This window comes from Allobosea sp. 05L423 (assembly GCF_056397745.1).
In genome coordinates this window covers 549,893-564,615 of the sequence record NZ_JBFTOA010000003.1, presented here as the reverse complement: position 1 = coordinate 564,615, position 14,723 = coordinate 549,893, and the positions used below count along the sequence as shown (strand labels likewise).

The following is a 14,723-nucleotide window of genomic DNA, read 5'->3' as shown; positions in this document are numbered from 1 at the left end:
ATGGCTGGATTGCAGAGTCAGGACTTCGCCCGCATCTCGGCGACCACCTTCAGGCCGCCGGATGTCCGCCACGACATCGAGGTGGCGAAGCTCATCGACGTCTCCAAGTGCATCGGCTGCAAGGCGTGCCAGGCGGCCTGCCTCGAGTGGAACAATCTGCGCGAGGAGATCGGCATCAACCGGGGGGTCTACGACAACCCGCATGATCTGACGCCGAACACCTGGACGCTGATGCGCTTCACCGAATGGGAGAACCCGGAGAGCGGCAACCTCGAATGGCTGATCCGCAAGGACGGGTGCATGCACTGCGCCGACCCCGGCTGCCTCAAGGCCTGCCCCGCGCCCGGCGCGATCGTGCAGTACAACAACGGCATCGTCGACTTCGTCTCGGAGAACTGCATCGGCTGCGGCTATTGCGTGAAGGGCTGCCCCTTCAACATCCCGCGCATCAGCCAGACCGACCACAAGGCCTATAAATGCACGCTCTGCTCGGACCGGGTCTCGGTCGGTCAGGCGCCGGCCTGCGCCAAGGCCTGCCCCACCGGCGCGATCGTGTTCGGCACCAAGCAGGCGATGCTCGACTACGCGCAGACGCGGCTGACGGATCTCAAGTCCCGCGGCTTCAGGAACGCTGGCATCTACGATCCGCCGGGCGTCGGCGGCACCCATGTGATGTATGTGCTGCATCATGCCGACCAGCCGCAGCTCTACGCCAACCTGCCGGCGAACCCGCGGATCAGCCAGGTGGTCGAGCTCTGGAAGGGGCTGACCAAATATGCCGGAATGGCGTTGGTGGGCTTCGCCGCCGCCTTCGCCTTCGTCCATGCGACGGTGGCGCGACGCAACGATGTCAGCCGCGCGGAGGATCGCGAGGCAGAACATCTGATCGACGAGGAGGCTGCCCGTGGCCGTCAGGCGTGAAGAGGAGCGCACGACCGTCGACCGCTACCCCGGCCGCGTGCGCGTCAATCACTGGGTCACCGCGATCTCGCTGATCCTGCTCGCTCTCAGCGGCGCCGCGCTGTTCCATCCGGCGCTGTTCTTCCTGTCGAGCCTGTTCGGCGGCGGCTCGGCGACGCGGATGCTGCATCCCTGGATCGGCGTCGTGCTGCTCGCCAGCTTCGCGATCCTCTTCGTCCAGATGGTCAGATACAATTTCTGGACGAAGGCCGATACGCGGTGGATGGGCCATATCCGCGAGGTCATGTCGGGCAGGGAGGAGAACGTCCCCGAGGTCGGCAAGTACAATGGCGCCCAGAAGATCGTCTTCTGGCTGATGACGCTCCTGATCCTTGTCCTGTTCGGGACGGGGCTCATGATCTGGTACGAGTATTTCGGCGCGAGCTTCACCATCGAGCAGCAGCGCTTCGGCCATATCCTGCATGCGCTGGCGGCGATCGCCATGCTGCTCGTCGTCATCGTCCATATCTATGCCGGCTTCTATGTGCGCGGTACGATCAACGCGATGACCGAGGGCAAGGTGACGGGCGGCTGGGCTTTCCGCCACCACCGGCTCTGGCTGCGGCAGGAGGCGCGCGAGGGCGTGATCGACGAGCGCCAGACCCCGCCGCGCGGCCATAGTGCTGGCCCGGCCGAATAGTTCGATCGCGGGGCGGCCCCGGCCGCTCCGCCTCCCGTGACCCGTGCGGTTCGAGAGGACAGTGAATGAGTGAGGATCCCGGCTTCGCCCTCGAAGATGTCGGCATTGCCGAGCGCGACAAACCGCCCTTCGTCAGATTGCCGAAGCCGGAAAACCTGTTCGGCCTGCGCGCCATGCGCTTCGCGGCACTCGCTCCGGGGCACCAGCTCGAAGCCTATCTCCTCTTCCTCTCCGCCTTGTCGAAGGTGCAGGACAAGCTGGCGCGCGAGCTGCCGCCCCCTGCCCTGCCGTCGCAGGCGCAGATGCGACAGCGCGCCGGCCATGCCATGCCGATCCTGCCGCGCGAGGAGCTGGCCGACGATCCCGCGGCCTCGGAGGCATTTGCGCATCTCGTGACGCAGCTCGCCGACGTCGCAATGCCCGATCTCGCCCGCGCCGCGCTCGATCGTGCCGGCCAAGCCGACGACGAAGGCCGGCGGGCGATGCTCGCGGCGGTTCTCGCCGATGCCGTCCCGGTCGAGGCGGTGGCCGAGCACATCTTCGCCGCCGCCGCCTTGCAGATCGTCGCCGCGCAGCGCGCCGCGCAACTCGACCCTGTTCTGCCGCAGCCGGTCGCCGACGGCGTCTGCCCCTGCTGCGGTGGGCCGCCCGTCAGCAGCACGGTGGCGGGCGACGCCAACATCGAGGGCGTGCGCTATGTCCAATGCTCGCTCTGCGCGACGCAATGGAACCATGTCCGTGTGAAGTGTGTTTCGTGCGGTTCGACCAAGGGCATCGCCTATCAGGCGATCGAAGGCATCGCCGACACGATCAAGGCCGAGACCTGCGACGAATGCCGGACCTATGTGAAAATCCTGAACCAACGCAAGGACATGGAGCTGGAGCCGGTAGCGGACGATGTTGCGAGCCTCAGCCTCGACCTGCTGGTGACCGAGGCCGGCTGGCGACGCGCGGGGGTGAACCCGTTCCTGTTAGGGTACTAGAGTTGCCGCTTTTTTATGGGAACACGCCGTCATCCCGGACAAGCCGCGCCAGCGGCGCCGATCCGGGAGCCATGCTTGAACCTCTGTTGGAAGTGCTCTGGCATGGATCACGGGTCAAGCCCGGGATGACGGGCGTGTTTCCGAGCAAGGCGACCAGCGTGATCAAGCGTCTCCCGGAGGGAGCCTGATGAACAAGCCCGAACGCTTCCGCCCGCCATCGGTCGACACTGTGCTGCGCAGTGCCGGCGGCGAGCTCGCCATCGCCCGCCACGGACGGGCCGCGACGACCGGCGCCACCCGACTGGTGCTGGAACAATTGCGAGAGGGCGGCCACCCCTCAGCCCCCTCCGTGGAGCAAGTCGGCAGCATGGCGCTGGATTGGCTGGAGGACCGCGGGCGCCCCTCCCAGCGCCCCGTCATCAATCTGACCGGCACGGTGCTGCACACCAATCTCGGCCGCGCCCTGCTGGCCGAGGAGGCGATCGAGGCCGTCGTCACCGCGATGCGCGCTCCGACCAATCTCGAATACGAGATCGAGGCCGGCCAGCGCGGCGAGCGCGACGGTCATGTGCGTGATCTCATCCGCGAGCTGACCGGGGCGGAGGACGCTGTCCTCGTCAACAACAACGCATCGGCGGTGCTGCTTGTGCTCAACACCTTCGCCAGAGATCGCGAGGCCATCGTCTCGCGCGGCGAGTTGATCGAGATCGGCGGCGCCTTCCGCATGCCGGACATCATGGCGCGCGCCGGCGCCATCCTGCGCGAGGTCGGCACGACGAACCGCACGCATCTCAAGGATTATGCCGAAGCCATCGGCCCGCAGACCGGACTGCTGATGAAGGTGCACACCTCGAACTATGTGGTGCAGGGCTTCACGGCGGAGGTCGAACCGTCGGAACTCGCGAAGCTGGCGCGCCAGCATGAGCTGCCCTTCGTCGACGATCTCGGTTCCGGCACGCTGATCGACCTCGCGCGCTGGGGGCTGCGCAAGGAGAAGACCGTTCAGGATGCACTCAAGGGCGGCGCCGATCTCGTCACCTTCTCTGGCGACAAGCTGCTCGGCGGCCCCCAGGCGGGCATTGTCGCCGGGCGCAAGGATCTGATCGCTAGGCTGGCGAAGAACCCGCTGAAACGGGCGCTGCGCCTCGACAAGCTTCGATTGGCGGCACTGGAAGCGACGCTCAGGCTCTATCGCGATCTCGACAGCCTGGCGCAGCGCCTGCCGACGCTAAGGCTGTTCACCCGGCCGGCGGCGGAATTACGGGCCGTGGCGGAGCGCCTGCAGGCCAAAGTCGCGGATCGGCTTGGATCGGACTGGACGGTCGAGGCCATCGACTGCGCCAGCCAGATCGGCTCCGGCGCACTGCCGCTGGAGACATTGCCAAGCGCCGGGCTCGCGATCCGCCCGGCCGGCAAGGCGACCGGCTCCGCCATCGAGAGGCTGGCTGCGACGTTTCGGGCCGTGCCGGTGCCGATCATCGGCCGGATCGCGCAAGGCGCGCTGATCTTCGACCTGCGCTGCCTCGAGGATGAGGAGCTTTTCGCCGCGCAGCTAGCTGCGTTGAAAGCGGAGCCGAGCGATGGGCTGGCTTGAACGCTTCTTCCGCAAGGAGCCCGCGGCCGGGCGAGCGGGCCGCCATGACGTGGCTTCGGCCATGGCCGAAGCCACCCACGCGGCAGAGCGTGGCGACCATGCGGCTGCGCTCGCGATCTGGGGGCCGCTTGCCCATGCCGGCATCGGCCGGGCCCAGAACAATATCGGCGCCTGCTTCGCCGAAGGCCTCGGCGTCGAGCGCGATCCGGCGCTGGCCCTGCGCTGGCTGACGCTTTCAGCCGAAGGCGGCGATCCGGTCGGGCAACGCAATCTTGCGGCCCTGCATTTCAAGGGCGATGGCGTCGAGCAGAGCGATGACGAGGCGCTGCGGTTCTACCGTCTCGCCGCCGAGCAGGGCGACGCACCGGCGCAGGACATGCTGTCCTGGATGCTGCTGGAAGGCGGGCGCGCCACCGATCGCGCCGAAGCGCTGCGCTGGGCGCAGGCCGCGGCCGAGACCGGCGTCGCCACCAGCATGACCCGGCTCGGCATGATGCATCACGATGCGCTCGGCGTGGAACGCGACGCGGCGCAGGCCGCGCAATGGTGGCAGCGCGGAATGGAAGCGGGGGACCCGGATTCGGAGGCGATGCTCGGCGCCGCAACTCTGCTCGGCCAGGGCGTGCCGCAGGATGCCGGCCGCGCGCTCGCCCTCCTGCTCGCGGCCGAGGGCAAGGGCAGCCTGCTGGCCGCCCCCTTCATCAAGGCCGCGCGCGCCGCTGCCTCCCCGGCGGAGGCCGGGTCATGATCATCGGCACCGCCGGCCATATCGACCACGGCAAGACTTCGCTGGTCAGGCGGCTGACGGGCGTCGATACCGACCGGCTGAAGGAGGAGAAGGCACGAGGCATCAGCATCGCGCTCGGCTTCGCCTATTGGCCACAAGTCAACGGCAGCGTCATCGGCTTCATCGACGTGCCCGGCCATGAGAAGTTCGTCCATACGATGCTGGCCGGCGCCTCGGGCATCGACCTTCTGCTGCTTGTCGTCGCTGCCGATGACGGGGTGATGCCGCAGACACGCGAGCATGTCGCCATCGCGCGTCTGCTCGGGATAGAGCAGGCCGTCGTGGCGCTGACCAAGGCGGACCTAGCCGATCCGGATCGGTTGGCCGCGGTCACGAACGAGATCGCAAACCTGCTCGCGGACACACCGTTCGCCGGGGCACCGATCCTGCCTGTCTCGACCGTGGCCGGTGACGGCATTGCCGAGCTGTCGACATTGCTCGCCGAGAAGGCACGCGAAACCCGGTTGCGCCATAGCGACGGCGCTTTCCGGCTCGCGGTCGACCGCTGCTTCACCCTGCAGGGCGCGGGCACCGTCGTTACCGGCACGGTGCTGTCCGGTGGCGTCGCCCTTGGCGACAGCGTCATCGTTTCGCCCGCCGGGATCGCTGCGCGCGTGCGCTCGATCCACGCCCAGAACCGCCCGGCCGAGCGCGGCACAGCGGGAGATCGCTGCGCGCTCAACCTCGCCGGGCCGGGCATTTCGAAGGAGGCGATCCGGCATGGCGACATGGTGCTGGCGCCCCCCCTTCATGCACCTACGCTACGGATCGATGCGGAGGTGACGGTGCTGGCCTCGGAGGCTAGGCCGCTGACGATGTGGCAGCCAGTGCGGCTGCACCATGCCGCGGCGGAGGTCGGAGCGCGCATCGTGCTGCTGGGCGAGGAGATCGCCGCCGGCACCACCGCTCCGGTCCAACTGGTTCTTGATGATCCTCTGGCCGCCGCAGTGCTCGACCGTTTCGTCCTGCGCGACACCAGCGCTTCACGCACGATCGCCGGCGGGCGAATCCTCGACCTGCGCGCCCCCGAGCGCCGCCGCCGCAGCCCGGAGCGGCTGGCGCAGCTCGCGGCGCTCGGGCTGTCCGACCCAGCCGAGGCGCTGCGCGCGCTCCTGTCCCTGCCGCCGCATCACGCCGACATCGACGGCTTCGTCCGCGACCGCGCGGCGGGCGGCGAGGCGACCGGAGAATTGGCGGCCAGGCTCGGTCTGGTCCGGATCGGCTCGCTCGCGATGCTGCCGGAAAACTGGCAGGAACTCTCACAGGCGACCGTCGAGCGCCTCGACGCCTGGCATGCCGAACATCCCGACTTGCCCGGCATGGGGCTGGAGCGTTTGCGCCTCGCGATTGCGCCGCGCCTGCCCGCGCCGCTCTTCCGCACGGTGTTGGGGCGTCTCGCCGATGGCGGCCTGGTCGTCATGGCCGGTTCATGGGTCAGGCGGCCGGGACACGAAGTCCGACTGTCGCCGGAGGACGAGGCGCTCTGGGCACAAATCGCACCGCTGATCGACGCGCAGGAACGGTTCCGGCCGCCGCGCGTGCGGGATATCGGCCAGTTGCTCGGGCGCCGCGAAGAGGACATCCGCCGGCTGTTCCGGCTGGCCGGCCGGCGCGGGGATGTTCACGAGATCGCGCTCGATCATTTCTTCCTGCGGGCGACGCTGACCGAGATGGTCGGCATCGCCGCGCAACTCGCGGGCGCCGATCCGGCCGGCTTCAACGCCGCGCAGTTCCGCGACAAGCTCGACAACGGCCGAAAGGTCGCTATCCAGATACTCGAGTTCTTCGATCGCCATGGCGTCACCATCCGCCGCGGCGATCTCAGGCGCATCAACCGGCAAAGGCTCGATCTGTTCGGCCCGCAGCCGGCGATGCCCGATGGAGGAGAAGCGTCCCCGGTGGGGCGTCCGGACTTCAAATCCGGGAGGGGCCGTCAGACGGTCTCTGGTGGGTTCGACTCCCATTCTCTTCCGCCACACTCTTTGAAATAATTAGGATTTTAGCTCGACCTCCAGAACAATCATAACGCCTCACCTAACGGCCAATGACGCCATTTTGGCCAGCAGGAAGCCAGCCACCGTTGCCGAGAGCGGGCCGCGCGCGGCGCAAATCCAAGTCGCGTGTTGGATTTGATAGCGCTCGCTCGTCCGGAAGGCGTAAGGTCGTGCGTCAGGAGGCTCGATATGCATGAGCAACACGCCGACAACGACGACGTCCGGTATTTTCTGCACGTATCAACCTCCCACGAATATCGAGAGGCACTGTCGCGAATCAGAGTACTGGACGGCGCGAAACGGGCGAGCCCTGAGGGTCGCGAGCGCGAGGCGCTGGAACTCGCCGTCTCCCGCTTTTTGATGGCAGCCGAGCCCCCAAAACACTAGGCGCAAACCCGCCCCCTGCAGAGAAGGCCTTGTTGCGGCGCGGCGGCAATGGGTTGCTATCGGTCGCTGGCCCGGCGTCTAGGCGGCCCTCCGGAGTTCGGCGGGCTCGTTACGGGTATAGACGTAGTCCCTGATGTAGTTCTCCGGATCGCCGGTCTCGTGGTGCGGCTGGATGCCGATACAGACGTCAAATGGAGTCCAGTGCAGATCGCTGGTATCCTTCGGCGCAAGCACGCCGGTTGCGCGACGTAGGGCCGCAAACTCGCGCTGGCCGATTTCTTGCGCAGCCTCGTCGGCGTGCTCGAGGGTGTAGTTGATGTAGAACGGTCGTGCGTCGTACTCGCCGCCGACGATCTGCGCCTTGCACTTCAAGACCATGCCGGTGCCATTGGAGTTAGGAAGGTAGTCGCTCTCTACAATCTCAAGGGCGTACTGACCGTCCGGTAGTGGCGCGTAGCTCGCGGCGTTGGGGTTGTAGGTTCCGGTGATGATGGCCATGTGCGGGGTTCCTGCGGTTGATTTTTTATCAAGTATGCTTGAATTAACCACATTCGGAATTGACGTCAAGCACAATTGATAAAAAATCAAGAGTTGGGTACATTCAGCTCTATGATCACTCCCGAACAAATCCGCGGCGCGAGAGCCATGCTTGGCATGACGCAGGCAACGCTTGCCAAACTGGCGAGACTATCGACCACCGGTCTAAACAATATTGAGAAGGGGAATGCCGATCCAAAGGCCTCCACCCTAAGGGCCATAGAGCAGGCCCTAACCTCCGCAGGCGTCGAGTTCATCGACGACGCGCGCGGCGAAGGCGTGCTGAAGCTGCGCCTGCCGGCCCGCCGGGCCGCGACAGAGGCGGAAATGCAGGCAAGCGCCGACGACGTCAGATCCCAAGCCGCAGTCGCCGTTGACGAGGTTTTGAGCGGCTCGGACGCCACCGCTCAGCAAAAAGCGGAGCGTCGGGGAACATTGACCGACGAACCGGCGGTAGTCGGGCGCGCCCGCGGCAAGGGCCGGACAAGGCCGAGCACCAAGGAATGAGCAACGACGAGCGCAGCGAAGGTGTTGTGAAGCTGCGGGGGAAGTAATGCTCGACGACTTTTCCGAAATCCGAGTCTCCTGGCTCCTGGATGACGGCACGATCACGCTTCCCGTGGTCCATGGCTTGTCGACCTATGGCGGAATGGTCCCCGGCATTGGGGACGTTATCGTCGTGGGGATCGGGAAAGACGCTGATGCGGCCAAGGTTGTCGAGCGCTATGTGGTTACGAATATCGATGACGAGCCGTGGTGGCACCTCGTGTTGCGTCATCATGAGCTTGAGAAAGGTCGTAAGGCGGCTCTGACCTATCCAGCCAAAGAACGGTCGGACGCGCGCTGAAGAGCTTGATGCCTGCCGAGCCCGCGGCATCACAGGCGGGGGCACTGCTATTTGTCCCCGTAATTCACAGGGACGTAATATCGTAAAGCAGTCGAACAGTTACCGTGTACCGGTGTGATTGGACAAAGTCCAAATATTCAAATTTGCCTTTGACTTCGTTTTCTGCGCGAGCCTAGATTTTCTTCCTGTACAGCTGATTTCCGGTCGTAACATGGAACGACTACAGGCCAACGACCCACTAGGAGACGTCTACACGCTTGAGGACGCGGCGGCTTATCTCCGCATTTCAAAACAGGCGGTCGCTCGAGTGGCTCGGCGAGAAGGCATAGGGGCTCGGTTCGGGCGGAACCTGCGCTTCGCCAACGAAGACCTGCTCCTGATATGGGAGGCTGCGCGATGCCGCTCAAACTCATTAGACGCAAAGGCAGCGACAACTGGTACCTCCGCGGGACCGTCCGAGGACAGGGCGTTTTCGAGTCTACGGGCACGAGCGATGAGAAAATTGCGGAGCAGATCCGGATCAAGCTCGAAGACCGGCTTTTAACGGAGAGCGTCTTCGGGAAACGGGCCACAGTCACGTTCGCCGAGGCCGCTGATGCATTCATAGAGGCGGGCGGATCATCGAGGTTTCTTTTTGAGGTCAATTCAGAAGGTTGGTCCCGTGGGCTAGCCGTGGCCTTGCGAGGTCGCAAACTGATCGACCTAACACAGGGAGAACTCGATAACCTGGCACTAAAACTCTACCCTGACACGTTGCCGGAGACGCGAATTCGTCAGTTCTACGCGCCGTTTCGCGCGGTTTGGAACTACGCTGCACGGCAAGGATGGGCCGAGACGCGGGTGTGGAGTTTACCGCGCAAGTTGAAGTCGACTGCGGAACGCCGAGAACGGAAAAGGTCGGGCTCCGAGCCGACAACCTATGATCGCGCCGCCGCATTCGTCACGGCAATGTCCCCTGCCCCTTCCATGGTGATGACGGCGCTGTTTTTCACAGGCATGCGCCCCATAGAGCTGTTCGCGCTCGAGGCGGATGACGTGGACGTGGACAAGCGCTGGCTGGTCGTCCGAAGCAGCAAGACCGGCGAGCCCCGGGGCGTGCCGATTCACGATTTCCTGGCGCCGATGTTCGCGTCGCTACTGGCCCGAGGCGGACGCGTTTTTCGCACGAACAAGGGCGAACCGTATCCGCTTCTCGGATATGCGGGCGGGCAGATGAAAAGCGCCATCGCGGGAGCGCGCGCACGCTCGGGCATCGCAAATATCAGTCCATACACGGCGCGCCACACGGTATCGACCCAACTCGTGATCAACGGCGTCCACCCCTACGTCAAAGATCAAATCCTGGGGCACGCCGTCAATGACATGAGCCGTCGCTATACCAACATACCGCAGCAGCCGCTGATTGATGCGATCAACGGGATTATTGTGCCGGAGGCATGGACGAAGGCGGAGTGGCGTGCTGACMCGCTGGCCTGGTCGCGGAAACTAGCGGGCGAACAAGGGCGACGGACAGATTTGGAGAGGAAGCGCCTTGTCCCGATCCATTGACGACGCGCGCACGCCGTGCCCCGTGCGACTGCCGCCGGGCGTCTTTGCCGTTCGAAAGCCCAGAAAGACCTACTGGTACTACACGCCGAACCGCGGCAAGCCGAACGAAGGCGAGTGTAGACGCCTGCCGGAATACGGCACGCCTGAATGGCACGACGAGATTGAGGGTATCCGACGGGAACAGGACGGCGTACCTGCCCTCTACGACATGCGCTCTTTGGTCAGAGACTACAAGCTGACGGCGAGGTGGGGTCAGCTAAGCGAAAACACGGTCGGCACCTACGAGAGCGCTACGAAGCCGATCCTGGCAGCGTGGAAATACCGCCGGCCTGGCGACGTCTCCATTGCCGACGTCTCGGCGCTCGTGGAGAGGCTTTCAGACCGACCATCCACGGCCAATATGACGCTCGTCATGGCTAGGAAGCTCATGAAATACGCCGTTCAGAAGGGGCTGCGGAAAGACAACCCGGCACGGGACGTGGACACGTTGGATGAGGAAGGCAACGGCGCGAAGCCGTTGACGCCAGAGGCATGGTCCGCGCTAATGGCGCCGGAATGCCCGACGGCGGTGCAGCGACTCGGCATCCTCGGGCGCGCCACCGGTCAGCGCATCTCAGATCTCATCACAATACGCCCTGCCTACCGCGACGAGGATGGCATCGGCCACAAGATCAAGAAGCTCCAGAACAAGCCACATTGGAGCCTGCTGACAGCGGAGCAGATCGCGGAAATTGACGGCTGGGGAGCGGCTGGGAACGAGCCCTATATCCGCCGTCCAGACGGCAGGGCGTACAACACCGACCGCCTCCGCGACGCCTGGAATGCCTATGCAGCGAGTGACCCCGGCGCTCCCCTTCGAGGGTACACACCACACGACCTGCGCGCGACCAAGGTCTGCGACGAGCGTATCAGCGGCAAGACGCACCAGCAGATTGCGGCCATGGTCGGAATGTCGATCGGCAAGGTGATGCACTACAGCAAGCACATTGACCAGAGACTCGTAGCTCGAGGTGCGGCACGCGGAGAGGCACCTGCGGTGTCTAGCCCCGGGCCGCTTGGTCGGATCTATGACTTGGCCGAGGCAGCTGCTTATTTGCGCGTGCCTGCGGATGATGTTGCCGCACTGGCGCGAGCAAACGGGATTGGCGCCGTATTTGGCCAATTAATCCGTTTCGGCGAGGACGATGTTAGGGCGTTGTGGGAGGCCGCTAGGCACGCGGCCCCATGATCCGCGCCAACGGATTCACTATTGCCCACGCCTTCTTGGCTCTCGTGTTCGTCGCGGGTGGATGGCTGAGCGGGGCTTGGCGCTGATCAGCGAAGCTTACTATGGGACTATTTGCATAGCGCTGGGACGATTCGACAAATCAGAACGGATCATGAATCGTGAGGGATGAAGCTGAACGCAACTCCAACCAGGCGATTGGCGCCAGCTACTTCTTCATTGACCGTACGCGTCGTCTGCTTGGTCTCCGATCGGGTCGCGCTCCTCGACCTCGAATTCCCGGCACTCGAAAAGGGGGATATCCATCCACGGCCCTGTCGCTTGGAGTCCACGAGATTCAGCATTGCTGATCACAGCGCAGATGAGGTCGTCGGCCGCCTTGGCGATCGAAGCGATGTTCGCGTTGACCTCGGCCGCGTCAGTATCGTCCAGTTCGCCCAAGCTCCGGATGCTCGTGACGTCCGAGAGCCGATCGGCAAAGGCGCTGGCGAGCAACTGGACCTCGTCGACCGTGTCGACCCATCCTTGGGTTGCGCTGTAGGCGCGATAGGTTGGCAGAACGCGGAGATCGAGGACGCCCTGACGCTCATCGTCGCGCGGCATCGCCCGGCCGCTGATGGTATCCGAGGGTAGGCCCGATCGAAGAATTCGCTGGGCACACATGACGCAACTCCCACTCGACGGAGTCGAGAACGGGATGACGGTGGAATCGTTCCTTGGTCGGCCGGGCTCTGCTGGTCTACCCCGGTGCGACGACGAACCGCGATTCGAGCCGATGCCCTACCCGCCTGACAACCCGCCTATAACCTTCTCCATCCTCTCCGGCCGCGAGGTCTCGACCTGGTCCGAGGAATGGAAACACGAGTGCGAAATCCGCTACCTCGCCGGCATGAAGCTCGGGGATCGCAACGAAGCTCTGGACGGCGTGAAGGATGGCCTGCGCGGTATCAAGAGCATCCGCGAGGAGAAGCCCGTGCCGCATCTCCGTGCAGAGATCGACCGCTATGCGGCATTGAAGGCCAAGGGTTGAGTTGGCCCTTTACCGTGCTTCGCTATCGGATGCCGCCCCCAACTTTGGAGGCACCGTTGCAGTGCGCGCCAATGCTTCCGCCGGAGAAGCGCGCATTCTTGTTTGAAGGGCGACCAGGTCGGCCAAATCGGCGGCCAGGATTGCTTCCCCGGATCCGTCGCGCAATTCGCCATCTGTGGAGTTCGCCCATTTGACCGCAGCCGTGCGTTTATCAATCAGGCGCGTAATGATGCGCCACTTATCGCCCGCCTGCCGAACGCTACCCTCCACAACGTACTGGTGCGCGACCTGATAACTGCGCGGTCTAGTCAACGGGTCGGCCGGGCCGTCTCTTCCAAAAACCCGCAACTGCTTCTGCTGCGCGAGACGGTTCAGAACCTCCTCGGACAGAGCAGCGGCGAATGTAACGCTCTCTGGCGACGATGACAGGCTAACAAACGGCCTTACGATAATCTCCGGAGCGGCCGTCACCTCGGTTGTTGGTAGCTGCGGCGCTGAATCATCCCTTATAGTCCGCATCGCGACGGCGAGAAACAGCGTTAAGCCGAGCAATAGAACGCAAGCCGCGACCGATGGCGCGCTGGCAATCTTCTGGAAATTGAAGCTCTCGACCCAGCTTTCTCCATTCGGTCGATCTAATTCTTGCTCAGGCGCAAGCTGCTTTCCGCCGTGGCGCCAGCGGAATGTGGGGACGTAGCTTCCCTTTGCGACCTCGATGACAACTTCGTCGCCTTTGCCTTCGAGCAAATAGTATCGCTCCAAGGCACGCCTCAGGCGGCCGGCTTCAATCCGCACGACCGGATCATTCATCGCGTCAAAATCTTCGTTTCGGCCAAATACCGCTATCGCTATCGCATAGGCCTTCAGCCTTGCTTCTCTCCCGGAGAGAGTTTCACTGACGATGTATCGAAGGAATGATCGAACCCGATCTGGAGCCTGGAAATCGACGCTGTGCAGTATCAGTTCCAATTCGGCGCAAACAGCGTCTGCGCCCGGAACCTCCCCGGATGATGCGCAATTTATCTGAATCAATTGCCTTGATTGTTCCACGGTAACCCTCCGCGAACCATCAGAATTTACTAAATTAGCAACTAAAGCCCAATCATAACGCAACCAAAAACTAAGCGAAATATGATCCTAGGCCAAGCTGGAGCTTATGCGACCAGCAAAAGAATAGCTAAGAGAAAGATGCCTATCCAGCCGCGCCATGTGAAGTCAGGGCGGTGACGAAGCCTTACCCCTCGTTCTTCGCCCGCTGGTGGAGATGACGCAGCAGCCCTTCCTGGCTCCCGGCGGCCTCGATGATGATGTCGAGGGCCGCGAGAGTGACGTCCTTTTTGGAGGCGTCAGGGTGGGCTTCGCGGACCGCTCGCAGGAGATCCTTCGCATCAGGATAATGGTGCGACAGTCTCAACAATGTGCCCTGGATGGACGGGTGCGTCATAGCCGGCTCTGCGCTTCTGGATTGGACTATCGAGCATGACACCAATGGGGCTCATCCAAAACGCAAAAAGCCCGGGCCGCCGAGGCCAGCGGGGCCAATGCGCCTCTATCCGCGCCATCACAGCTCTAGGCTGAAGCTGTCGAAGAAGGCGTTGCCCTCCCGCCCACAATCAGCAAATCTGCTGGTCTGCGGGAGGGCTTGTCATGCGTACGCCCGACAACTCAGAGGCCTCAATGGATCGGATCAACGGCGTTCTGATCCGGGCGGCTATCGTGGTGGCTGTAGCGGCGGTTGTGGTGCTGCCCCTGGCTCTTCGCTGAGAGCTATCTGGCGCGCCGCGCTCTCAAATAAGAAAAGGCCCCGCCAGCCGGAGCTGACGGGGCCAAGTTTAGGGAGGAAACGCCCGAAGGCAGCCGGTTGGGCCGGCCAAGCCATCTTGCGGCGGTCAGCCGCTCGATTTCGGGGGCATCGGGATAGCTCGGGCGAGCCGCCCCGCTCTACCGCGGCGTGACGGAAAGCCACGGAAAGAACATGGACAGCTTGGCCGACACAAAGCCGCCGATCGCTGCCATGGCGAGGATAGCCCACCGTGCCCCCTTGGCCTGCAGCAGCAGCGCGTGCATCTCGTCGACCTTCTTGGACACGCCTTCCAGCTTCTCCGTCAGGTGCTCAACGTCCGCCTCGAGCTTGATTGTCCGGTCGCGGGTATCGGTCTCGACGGTCATCGCGGCACCGGCAGGCCAATTG

Annotated in this window: 15 protein-coding genes, 1 tRNA gene and 2 pseudogenes; 13 read left to right on the top strand and 5 right to left on the bottom strand. The window is 64.0% G+C overall.

The features are described 5' to 3' along the window. The 7 genes and pseudogenes from fdxH to AC1DNE_RS10865 all read left to right on the top strand — a co-directional run bounded on the left by fdxH (position 1) and on the right by AC1DNE_RS10865 (position 6,940). Positions 1-921 carry a formate dehydrogenase subunit beta gene (gene fdxH / locus AC1DNE_RS10895; RefSeq protein WP_441468479.1) on the top strand — a complete coding sequence of 307 codons (921 nt, stop codon included), beginning with the start codon at positions 1-3 and terminating at the stop codon, positions 919-921. Continuing rightward, positions 905-1,600 (top strand): formate dehydrogenase subunit gamma, encoded by a 696-nt coding sequence (locus AC1DNE_RS10890; RefSeq protein ID WP_441468480.1) that lies wholly within the window; start codon positions 905-907, stop codon positions 1,598-1,600. The genes fdxH and AC1DNE_RS10890 overlap by 17 nt, the downstream gene beginning before the upstream one ends. A 65-nt stretch (positions 1,601-1,665) precedes the next feature. After that, positions 1,666-2,583, top strand: coding sequence for a formate dehydrogenase accessory protein FdhE (gene fdhE, locus AC1DNE_RS10885; RefSeq protein ID WP_441468481.1), 918 nt, complete (start codon positions 1,666-1,668; stop codon positions 2,581-2,583). Positions 2,584-2,770: 187 nt separating this feature from the next. Beyond that, positions 2,771-4,177, top strand: coding sequence for an L-seryl-tRNA(Sec) selenium transferase (gene selA / locus AC1DNE_RS10880; RefSeq protein WP_441468482.1), 1,407 nt, complete (start codon positions 2,771-2,773; stop codon positions 4,175-4,177). Continuing rightward, positions 4,164-4,925, top strand: coding sequence for a tetratricopeptide repeat protein (locus AC1DNE_RS10875; protein ID WP_476765975.1), 762 nt, complete (start codon positions 4,164-4,166; stop codon positions 4,923-4,925). Before selA ends, AC1DNE_RS10875 begins: the two co-directional genes overlap by 14 nt. Beyond that, positions 4,922-6,739 (top strand): annotated as a pseudogene (selB, locus tag AC1DNE_RS10870) (selenocysteine-specific translation elongation factor); the annotation flags it as partial. The gene AC1DNE_RS10875 and the pseudogene selB, both read left to right, overlap by 4 nt. Positions 6,740-6,844: 105 nt before the next feature. Beyond that, a tRNA-Sec gene (locus AC1DNE_RS10865) sits at positions 6,845-6,940 on the top strand. 483 nt (positions 6,941-7,423) lie between these two features. Here AC1DNE_RS10865 and AC1DNE_RS10860 read toward each other — a convergent pair. After that, positions 7,424-7,843: a DUF669 domain-containing protein gene (locus tag AC1DNE_RS10860; protein ID WP_476841042.1), complete on the bottom strand. Its 420-nt coding sequence runs from the start codon at positions 7,841-7,843 to the stop codon at positions 7,424-7,426. 111 nt (positions 7,844-7,954) lie between these two features. Between AC1DNE_RS10860 and AC1DNE_RS10855 the strand changes: the two genes are divergently transcribed. The 5 genes and pseudogenes from AC1DNE_RS10855 (at position 7,955) to AC1DNE_RS10835 (ending at position 11,505) form a co-directional block, all read left to right on the top strand. Next, positions 7,955-8,389, top strand: a complete 435-nt coding sequence (locus AC1DNE_RS10855) for a helix-turn-helix domain-containing protein (RefSeq protein WP_476841041.1) — start codon at positions 7,955-7,957, stop codon at positions 8,387-8,389. Positions 8,390-8,435: 46 nt separating this feature from the next. Next, positions 8,436-8,729, top strand: coding sequence for a hypothetical protein (locus AC1DNE_RS10850; protein WP_476841040.1), 294 nt, complete (start codon positions 8,436-8,438; stop codon positions 8,727-8,729). Between the two features lie 211 nt (positions 8,730-8,940). Further along, positions 8,941-9,093: pseudogene (locus AC1DNE_RS10845) on the top strand (helix-turn-helix domain-containing protein); the annotation flags it as partial. 32 nt (positions 9,094-9,125) lie between these two features. Then, entirely contained in the window at positions 9,126-10,277 is a 1,152-nt protein-coding gene (locus tag AC1DNE_RS10840) for a tyrosine-type recombinase/integrase (RefSeq protein ID WP_476841039.1), read from the top strand. Continuing rightward, positions 10,261-11,505: a hypothetical protein gene (locus AC1DNE_RS10835; protein WP_476841038.1), complete on the top strand. Its 1,245-nt coding sequence runs from the start codon at positions 10,261-10,263 to the stop codon at positions 11,503-11,505. The genes AC1DNE_RS10840 and AC1DNE_RS10835 overlap by 17 nt, the downstream gene beginning before the upstream one ends. A gap of 213 nt (positions 11,506-11,718) precedes the next feature. Here AC1DNE_RS10835 and AC1DNE_RS10830 read toward each other — a convergent pair whose 3' ends face one another. Further along, entirely contained in the window at positions 11,719-12,165 is a 447-nt protein-coding gene (locus AC1DNE_RS10830; RefSeq protein ID WP_476841037.1) for a hypothetical protein, read from the bottom strand. Between the two features lie 112 nt (positions 12,166-12,277). Between AC1DNE_RS10830 and AC1DNE_RS10825 the strand changes: the two genes are divergently transcribed. Continuing rightward, positions 12,278-12,532 (top strand): DUF7696 family protein, encoded by a 255-nt coding sequence (locus AC1DNE_RS10825; protein WP_476780579.1) that lies wholly within the window; start codon positions 12,278-12,280, stop codon positions 12,530-12,532. A 9-nt stretch (positions 12,533-12,541) separates the two neighbouring features. Here AC1DNE_RS10825 and AC1DNE_RS10820 read toward each other — a convergent pair whose 3' ends face one another. The 3 genes from AC1DNE_RS10820 to AC1DNE_RS10810 form a co-directional block, all read right to left on the bottom strand. Next, positions 12,542-13,582 (bottom strand): hypothetical protein, encoded by a 1,041-nt coding sequence (locus AC1DNE_RS10820; protein WP_476780578.1) that lies wholly within the window; start codon positions 13,580-13,582, stop codon positions 12,542-12,544. Between the two features lie 184 nt (positions 13,583-13,766). After that, a complete protein-coding gene (locus tag AC1DNE_RS10815) occupies positions 13,767-13,976 on the bottom strand; it encodes a hypothetical protein (protein WP_476780577.1) in 210 nt (69 codons plus the stop codon). A 497-nt stretch (positions 13,977-14,473) separates the two neighbouring features. Then, a complete protein-coding gene (locus AC1DNE_RS10810) occupies positions 14,474-14,701 on the bottom strand; it encodes a hypothetical protein (protein ID WP_476780576.1) in 228 nt (75 codons plus the stop codon). Positions 14,702-14,723 lie beyond the last annotated feature (22 nt).

Bases quoted from the DNA above. Each gene is read 5' to 3' on its own strand.
- AC1DNE_RS10855 (WP_476841041.1), top strand. From the start codon at position 7,955: ATGATCACTCCCGAACAAATCCGCGGCGCGAGAGCCATGCTTGGCATG.
- fdxH (WP_441468479.1), top strand. From the start codon at position 1: ATGGCTGGATTGCAGAGTCAGGACTTCGCCCGCATCTCGGCGACCACC.
- selA (WP_441468482.1), top strand. From the start codon at position 2,771: ATGAACAAGCCCGAACGCTTCCGCCCGCCATCGGTCGACACTGTGCTG.
- AC1DNE_RS10825 (WP_476780579.1), top strand. From the start codon at position 12,278: ATGCCCTACCCGCCTGACAACCCGCCTATAACCTTCTCCATCCTCTCC.
- AC1DNE_RS10830 (WP_476841037.1), bottom strand. From the start codon at position 12,165: ATGTGTGCCCAGCGAATTCTTCGATCGGGCCTACCCTCGGATACCATC.
- AC1DNE_RS10860 (WP_476841042.1), bottom strand. From the start codon at position 7,843: ATGGCCATCATCACCGGAACCTACAACCCCAACGCCGCGAGCTACGCG.
- AC1DNE_RS10810 (WP_476780576.1), bottom strand. From the start codon at position 14,701: ATGACCGTCGAGACCGATACCCGCGACCGGACAATCAAGCTCGAGGCG.
- AC1DNE_RS10875 (WP_476765975.1), top strand. From the start codon at position 4,164: ATGGGCTGGCTTGAACGCTTCTTCCGCAAGGAGCCCGCGGCCGGGCGA.
- AC1DNE_RS10815 (WP_476780577.1), bottom strand. From the start codon at position 13,976: ATGACGCACCCGTCCATCCAGGGCACATTGTTGAGACTGTCGCACCAT.
- AC1DNE_RS10850 (WP_476841040.1), top strand. From the start codon at position 8,436: ATGCTCGACGACTTTTCCGAAATCCGAGTCTCCTGGCTCCTGGATGAC.
- fdhE (WP_441468481.1), top strand. From the start codon at position 1,666: ATGAGTGAGGATCCCGGCTTCGCCCTCGAAGATGTCGGCATTGCCGAG.